Origin of the sequence: Labrenzia sp. R5_0, from assembly GCF_017743835.1 — a bacterium.
Taxonomy (GTDB): domain Bacteria; phylum Pseudomonadota; class Alphaproteobacteria; order Rhizobiales; family Stappiaceae; genus Roseibium; species Roseibium algicola.
Map to the genome: position 1 here is coordinate 26,072 of NZ_JAGHRK010000014.1, position 6,808 is coordinate 32,879.

A 6,808-nucleotide genomic window follows, 5' to 3' on the forward strand; every position below is an offset into this window, starting at 1 on the left:
TCGGTCAGGCGGCCGCGGCGTCGCGGATCATGTTCCGCGCGATCAGGACTTGCTGGATCTGGGTGGTGCCTTCGTAGATGCGGAACAGGCGCACATCGCGGTAGAAACGTTCGACCGCGTATTCGGCCATGTAGCCCGCACCGCCGTGGATCTGCACCGCCCGGTCTGCCACCCGGCCCACCATTTCCGAGGCATACATCTTGCAGCAGGCGGCATCGGTGGACACGTTCGCGCCCACATCCTTGCGGCGGGCGGTTTCCTCGATCATGCAGCGGGCCGCGAAGGCTTCGGTGCGGCTGTCGGCCAGCATGGCCTGGATCAGCTGCTTTTCAGCAATCGGTTCACCGAACTGCTTGCGTTCCATCGCATAGGCCAGCGCATCGCGGATAAGCCGTTCGGCGGCGCCGACGCAGACCGCCGAGATGTGCAGCCGACCCCGGTCCAGCACCTTCATCGCGGTCTTGAAGCCCTGGTTTTCCCGCGCCGGTCCGCCGATGATGTTGGCGGCGGGAACGCGGACATCTTCCAGGATCACGTCGCAGGTGTGCGAGCCTTTCTGTCCCATCTTCTTGTCGGGCTGGCCCAGCGACAGGCCCGGCGTTCCGGCCTCGACGATGAAGGCGCTGACGCCGGACGAGCCCTTCGTTTCGGAATTGGTGCGGGCGAAAACCGTAAACACATCGGCGCGCGGCGCGTTGGTGATGTAGCGCTTGGTCCCGTTCAGCACGAAATGGTCACCGTCGCGGCGGGCGGTGGTGCGCAAGCTGCCTGCGTCCGATCCCGCATCCGGTTCGGTCAGCGCGAAGGAGGCGATCATCTCGCCCGAGGCCAGCGCAGGCAGGTATTTGGCCTTCTGCTCCGGCGTGCCGTCGATGATGATGCCCTGAGACCCGATGCCGTTGTTGGTGCCGACCAGCGAGCGGAACACCGGCGAGGTCTGGCCCAGCACGAAGGCGGCCTGCACTTCTTCGGACATGGACAGGCCAAGGCCGCCATATTCCTCCGGGATCGACATGCCGAAAAGGCCCATGTCCCGGATCTCCTGCACGAGCGCGGGCGGGATCGCGTCTTCGTCGGCGACCAGCGCCTCGTTCGGGATCAGGCGTTCCTTGACGAAGCGGTCGAGCGCGTCGAGGAACTGGGCGAGGGTGTCGGAATCTAGGGCCATGGTGTTCTCTGGGGTCAGGGGGCTACGGCCGCCACGCGGCGGACAAGGTCGATCAGGCGGGGCGCGACATCGCTTTCGATCAAGTCGCGCGTCAGGGTTTGCGACGGGCCGCCACAGTTGAAGGCGACAATGGGCGAGCCGTCGTGCGGGATGAACGGCACCGCCACCGCGTTCACGTCGCGCTTCCATTCGGTGAAGGAAGTGCAGTAGCCGCGGGTCTGGTAATCCTCGATCGCCTGTTCGATGCCGGGCTGGACGTTCGGCCAGTTCTCGCCCTCATGCTCGCGCACGGCGTCGATGATCCGGGCGCGCTCGTCCTCGGGGTGGGCGGCGATGCAGGCGCGGCCGACGGCGGTCGTACCCAGCTTGATATGCGCGCCGACCTCGATCGCGAGCGTCACCGCATTGGTGCCCTTGCAGCGTTCCAGATAGACCATCGACAGCCGGTCGCGGCTGGCCATGGCCACCGGCATCCCGGTGTAATCGGCCAGTTCCTGCATGTAGGGCTTGGCGAGTTGTCGCAGGGGCATCCCGGCAAGGCAGGAAAAGCCCAGCGACAGCACCGGCGGGGCCAGCTGGTAGCGGGCGGTGTCGGGATTGTAGCTGAGGTAGCCCAGCTTGTGCAGCGTGTAGGTCAGCCGCGACACGGTGGATTTGCTCAGGGCCGTGCGCTCGGCCAGATCGCGGTTGCCCAGCGCCTCGCCCTCACGGCGAAAGGCGCGCAGAAGTTCAAGGCCACGAGCGAGAGCCACCACGAAATCGCGGTCCTGTTCGTCGTCCTCCGGTTTGTCCTTCCTTGGCCTCACGAGTGTCCCTCCCCAGGACAAATGCTGCGACTTGAATCCTGTCTAAGCCAAAGCTATGGTTCGCGTCAATAGTGCGGAAGAGTTTTCCGCATAGCGGAATACAGGTAATGCCCACCTTGTCCCGCTTGCCCCAAGGAAGAAGCGGGTGGCGCCGCCAATCGAGGACGTGAACATCATGAAAGATTTGGATTACCCGCAGATCCGCCACCTCATCGGCAAGGACTGGCTGGCCACCGCAGCCGCCGGCGACCGGGCAGTCATCAACCCCGCCAACGGGGCAGAAATCGGCCGAATCCCACAGGCCACGGCCGAGGATCTGGAGCGTGCAGTGCGCCGCGCCGAATCGGCCTTTGCGTCGTGGAAGGATCGCGCGCCCACCGATCGTGGCGCAATCCTGCGCCGGTTCGCCGATCTTCTGCGGCAGAACGATGCGATGATCGCCCGCTGGATCACGCTGGATGAAGGCAAGCCGCTGGCCGAGGCGCTTGTCGAGGTGCGGTCGTCTGCCGACCACGTTGACTGGCACGCCGAGGAATGCCGCCGCATCTATGGTCGCATCGTGCCATCGCGCAATCCGACGGTCCAGCATCTGGTGGTGCGCGAACCGGTGGGGGTTTGCCTGGCGATCACGCCCTGGAACTTCCCGCTCAGCCAGGCGGTGCGCAAGGTGGCGGCGGCGCTGGCGTCCGGCTGCACGATGATCCTGAAAGGTCCGGCCGAGGCCCCGGCGGGCTGCCTTGCCATCGCGCGCTTCCTGCAAGAGGCGGGTCTGCCCGAGGGCTGCCTGAACCTTGTCTGGGGCAATTCGGCCTTCATCTCGGAAACGCTGATCGCGCACCCTGTCGTGCGCAAGATCACCTTCACAGGGTCGGTCGAGGTGGGCAAGCATCTGGCCGCGCTGGCAGGCCAACACATGAAGCGGGCAACCATGGAACTGGGAGGCCATGCGCCGGTGCTGGTGTTCGATGATGCAGATGCCGGGGCGGCGGCGCGGGCGCTGGCGGGCAACAAGCTGCGCAATGCCGGGCAGGTCTGCATCTCGCCCACGCGGTTCTTCGTGCAGGCGGGCATTCACGAACGGTTCCTGTCGGAACTCGTGACGGCGTTCGAGGCCGTGAAGGTCGGCGACGGCCTGGCCGAGGGCACGCAGATGGGGCCGCTTTGTCATGCGGGCCGCGTCACGGCGATGGAAAAGCTGGTTGCGGATGCGCGCGAACACGGCGCCGAGGTGCTGACCGGTGGCACGCGGATCGGCAACAGCGGCAGCTTCTACGCGCCCACAATTGTCAACACCCCGGACGACAGCATCGACCTGATGCGCGAGGAACCCTTCGGGCCGGTCGCGGTCGTGTCGCCCTTCCGCGAAATCGAGGACGGACTGGCGCGCGCCAATGGCCTGCCCTTCGGCCTTGCCTCCTATATCTTCACCAACGCGCTGGACCGCGCCGATCGTGCGGCGGCGGGCCTTCAGGCGGGGATGGTCAGCATCAACCACTTCGGTCTTGCACTGCCGGAAACGCCGTTCGGAGGTGTGCGTGACAGCGGCTATGGAAGCGAGGGCGGGACCGAGACTTTTGACGGCTACCTGTCGACCAAGTTCATCTCGCGCAATTCTGCGCCGGTCCGGTGAGGTGTGACATGCCTGTTGATCTTGCACTGAGCGGTGGCACCGCCATCCTGACCATAGACAACCCGCCGCTGAACCTGCTGAGTGCCGAAATTCGGGCGGGCCTTCTGCACGGGATGGACGCGGCGGTAGCGCAGGGCGCGAACCGGCTGATCGTGACCGGGGCAGGCACGACCTTTGTCGCCGGGGCGGATGCCAAGGAGTTCGGTCTGCCTCCGACTGCACCGCACCTGAACGACGTGCTCTTGCACCTCTCACGGCTTCCCATCCCGACCATTGCCGCGATCAATGGCGCCGCATTTGGTGGCGGGCTGGAGATTGCGTTGGCCTGTCGCTATCGCATCGCCGCACCCGGCGCGCAGCTGGGATTGCCCGAGGTGGTTCTGGGCATCGTGCCGGGCGCGGGGGGCACGCAACGGCTTCCACGGCTGATCGGGGTCAAGGCTGCGCTGGACATGATCGTGAACGGCAAGCCCATCGCGGCGGGCAAGGCATTGTCGGTGGGGCTGGTCGATCAGCTTGCCGACGACCCGGTGGCGGCGGCACTGGCGCTGGACGGCACCATCCTTGCCACGGCGCAGGGGCCGGACCAGCGGCCCGCGCCGCTGGCCGATGACGCGGCCGTGGCGGCGATGCAGGCGCAGGCGCAGCGGCGGATGCCGGGCCAGATCGCCCCGCCAGTCGCGGTGAGTCTGGTTGCGGCAACGGCCAGTCTGCCCCTCGCCGAAGGGCTGGCGCGAGAACGCGCGGCGTTTCTGGAGTTGCGCGCCTCGCCGCAGGCGCGGGCGCTGCGGCATGTGTTCTTTGCCGAACGGGCGGCGGGCAATAGGGGGCGAGACTATCCCAAGCCCGCGCGGGACATCGCGACTGCCATTGTGGTTGGCGGCGGCAACATGGGGGCCTCCATCGCCTATGCGCTGGCGACCGCGGGCATTTCCGTGACAGTCGTCGAACGCGATGCGGCGGCGGCGGGGCGGGCCGAGGGAAACCTGCGCAAGCTGGTTGACCATGGTATCGGTCGAGGCACGCTTTCCGCCTCCGAGGGCGCGGCGATCCTGGACCGGCTGACCGCCGTTGTCGGTTATGCCAACCTGCCGCCCGCCGATCTGGCCATCGAGGCGGCCTTCGAGGATTTCGCGGTCAAGCGCGCGATCTTTGCCGAACTTGAAGCCGCCCTGCCGCCAGAGACGATCCTGGCCACCAACACCTCCTACCTTGACGTGAACCGGCTGGCCGATGACCTTCTGAACCCGTCGCGCTTTCTCGGCCTGCATTTCTTCAGCCCGGCGCATGTGATGAAGCTGCTGGAGATCGTGAAGGGGGATCGCACCGCGCCCGAAACGCTGGGCGCGGCCTTCGCGCTGGCGCGGCGCTTGGGCAAGATCCCGGTCCTGTCGGGGGTGTGCGACGGGTTTATCGGCAACCGTATCCTGACGCGCTACCGGCGCGAAGCGAACCTGCTACTGGCGGAAGGCGCGCTGCCCGCCCAGGTCGATGCCGCGATGCAGGGCTTCGGCATGGCGATGGGTCCCTTTGCGGCGCAGGACCTGTCCGGTCTTGACATCGCTTACGCCAATCTCAGGCGGCAGGACGCGGCCGCAGACCCGCGCCACGTGCCCCTGGTCGAGCGGCTGGTCGAGGATTACCAGCGGCTTGGCCGCAAGACCGGCGCGGGGTGGTATGACTATGGACCCGATGGCAAGTCCGCCGTGTCAGCCCTTGTAACGGAGGAAATCCGTAAGGTCTCGACCCGACTGGGCAATGCCCGGCGCAACTTCACAGCCGACGAGATCGTCGAACGGATCACCCTTGCGATGATCGCCGAGGCCTGCGCGATCCTCGAGGAAGGCATCGCCGAGCGACCTCAGGACATCGACCTTGTGCTGGTTCATGGCTACGGCTTTCCGCGCTGGCGCGGCGGGCTGATCCATCATGCCGACAGCCTTGGGGTGAGCGCCCTGGTGGCGCGCTATGGGGCGCTGGCCGCAGCCGATCCGCATGGCTGGTCGGTGCCGCCGCTGCTGGCGCGGCTTGCGGCACAGGGTCTGACCCTGGACAGCCTGAACGCCGCCGATGGCCGCGGCTGAGAACTTTGCCCCGCGTGTGACTGCAGAAGGGCGCAAAACAGCAAGAAGATGCAACACGGCAAGCAAGCACGTTCAATACTGACCACGCCACGACGTGTAGCGTCAAAAGATCAGGATCATGCCGCGAACCCCGCGCCGATGGAGGATCGGACGCAGGGGGAACGGACCGGAACGCCACCTTTGGAGGATGAAATGGCAATCAGCAAAGAAGCCGATACACTGCGTGCGCTCTATCAGAGCTGGACCGACCAGATGGTCGCGAACCCCAACCTGACGATCGCAAACCTGCGCAGCATGTTCGATGAATGGGGCCAGCCCGCGCTGGAACCGGAGAACGTCACCTATAAGAGCGACCACGTCGGCGGGGTCGAGGCGATCTGGGCGTTCCCCGTGGGTGCCGACACCAAGCGCGTGATCGTCTACACCCATGGCGGCGGCTTTGCCGTCGGTTCGGCCGACAGCCACCGCAAGATGGCGGGCCATCTTGCCAAGGCGCTGGGCGTGACCGCCTGCATTCTGCACTACCGCCGTGCGCCGGAACATCCCTTCCCCGCCCAGATCGAGGACGCGGTTGCCGCCTACAAGGCGCTGCTGGCCAAGGGATTTGAGGCGAAGAACATCCTGACGGCAGGCGACAGCGCCGGGGGTAACCTCGCCATCGCCTCGGTGCTGAAGTTCCGCGACCTTGGCCTGCCCCTGCCGGGGGCCGTGATTGCCTATTCGCCGTGGCTGGACATGGCGCTGCGCGGCAAGACGCTGGAAACCAATGCGGCGACCGATGCGCTGGTCGGCAAGCCGATCCTTGAGGCGATGGCCGGCATGTTCCTCGGCGGCGCCACTGATCCGCTCAACCCGCTCGCCAATCCGCTGGAAAACGACTTCACTGGCTTCCCGCCGCTCTACATCAACTGCGGTGGCGCCGAGACGCTGCAAAGTGACTCGGAAACCCTCGCTGCCAAGGCGAAGGCTCAGGGCGTGAAGGTGACACTTTCGGTGGTTCCCGGCATGCAGCACGTCTTCCCGGCCCTGGCGGGCCGTGCCCCCGAGGCCGATCAGGAACTGGCGCGCATCGCCGCTTGGTATCGCGCGCTCTGATCCCCCCGCCCCGGCGCCGCCCGAC

Annotated in this window: 5 protein-coding genes; 3 read left to right on the forward strand and 2 right to left on the reverse strand. The window is 66.4% G+C overall.

Translation table 11 applies throughout. The annotated features are described in order from the left end of the window. Nucleotides 1–4 precede the first annotated feature (4 nt). Nucleotides 5–1,168: an acyl-CoA dehydrogenase family protein gene (locus J7447_RS30790; protein ID WP_050474492.1), complete on the reverse strand. Its 1,164-nt coding sequence runs from the start codon at nucleotides 1,166–1,168 to the stop codon at nucleotides 5–7. Nucleotides 1,169–1,182: 14 nt separating this feature from the next. Continuing rightward, nucleotides 1,183–1,974, reverse strand: coding sequence for an IclR family transcriptional regulator (locus J7447_RS30795; protein WP_050474493.1), 792 nt, complete (start codon nucleotides 1,972–1,974; stop codon nucleotides 1,183–1,185). Between the two features lie 145 nt (nucleotides 1,975–2,119). Here J7447_RS30795 and J7447_RS30800 point away from each other — a divergent pair, with 145 nt between their 5' ends. The 3 genes from J7447_RS30800 to J7447_RS30810 all read left to right on the forward strand — a co-directional run bounded on the left by J7447_RS30800 (nucleotide 2,120) and on the right by J7447_RS30810 (nucleotide 6,783). After that, nucleotides 2,120–3,604, forward strand: coding sequence for an NAD-dependent succinate-semialdehyde dehydrogenase (locus J7447_RS30800; protein WP_228866873.1), 1,485 nt, complete (start codon nucleotides 2,120–2,122; stop codon nucleotides 3,602–3,604). Between the two features lie 8 nt (nucleotides 3,605–3,612). Continuing rightward, complete coding sequence (locus J7447_RS30805; RefSeq protein ID WP_050474494.1) at nucleotides 3,613–5,688, forward strand: FAD-dependent oxidoreductase; 2,076 nt, start codon at nucleotides 3,613–3,615, stop codon at nucleotides 5,686–5,688. Nucleotides 5,689–5,880: 192 nt separating this feature from the next. Then, nucleotides 5,881–6,783 carry an alpha/beta hydrolase gene (locus J7447_RS30810; RefSeq protein WP_050474495.1) on the forward strand — a complete coding sequence of 301 codons (903 nt, stop codon included), beginning with the start codon at nucleotides 5,881–5,883 and terminating at the stop codon, nucleotides 6,781–6,783. Nucleotides 6,784–6,808 lie beyond the last annotated feature (25 nt).

Bases quoted from the DNA above. Each gene is read 5' to 3' on its own strand.
- J7447_RS30790 (WP_050474492.1), bottom strand. From the start codon at position 1,168: ATGGCCCTAGATTCCGACACCCTCGCCCAGTTCCTCGACGCGCTCGAC.
- J7447_RS30805 (WP_050474494.1), top strand. From the start codon at position 3,613: ATGCCTGTTGATCTTGCACTGAGCGGTGGCACCGCCATCCTGACCATA.
- J7447_RS30810 (WP_050474495.1), top strand. From the start codon at position 5,881: ATGGCAATCAGCAAAGAAGCCGATACACTGCGTGCGCTCTATCAGAGC.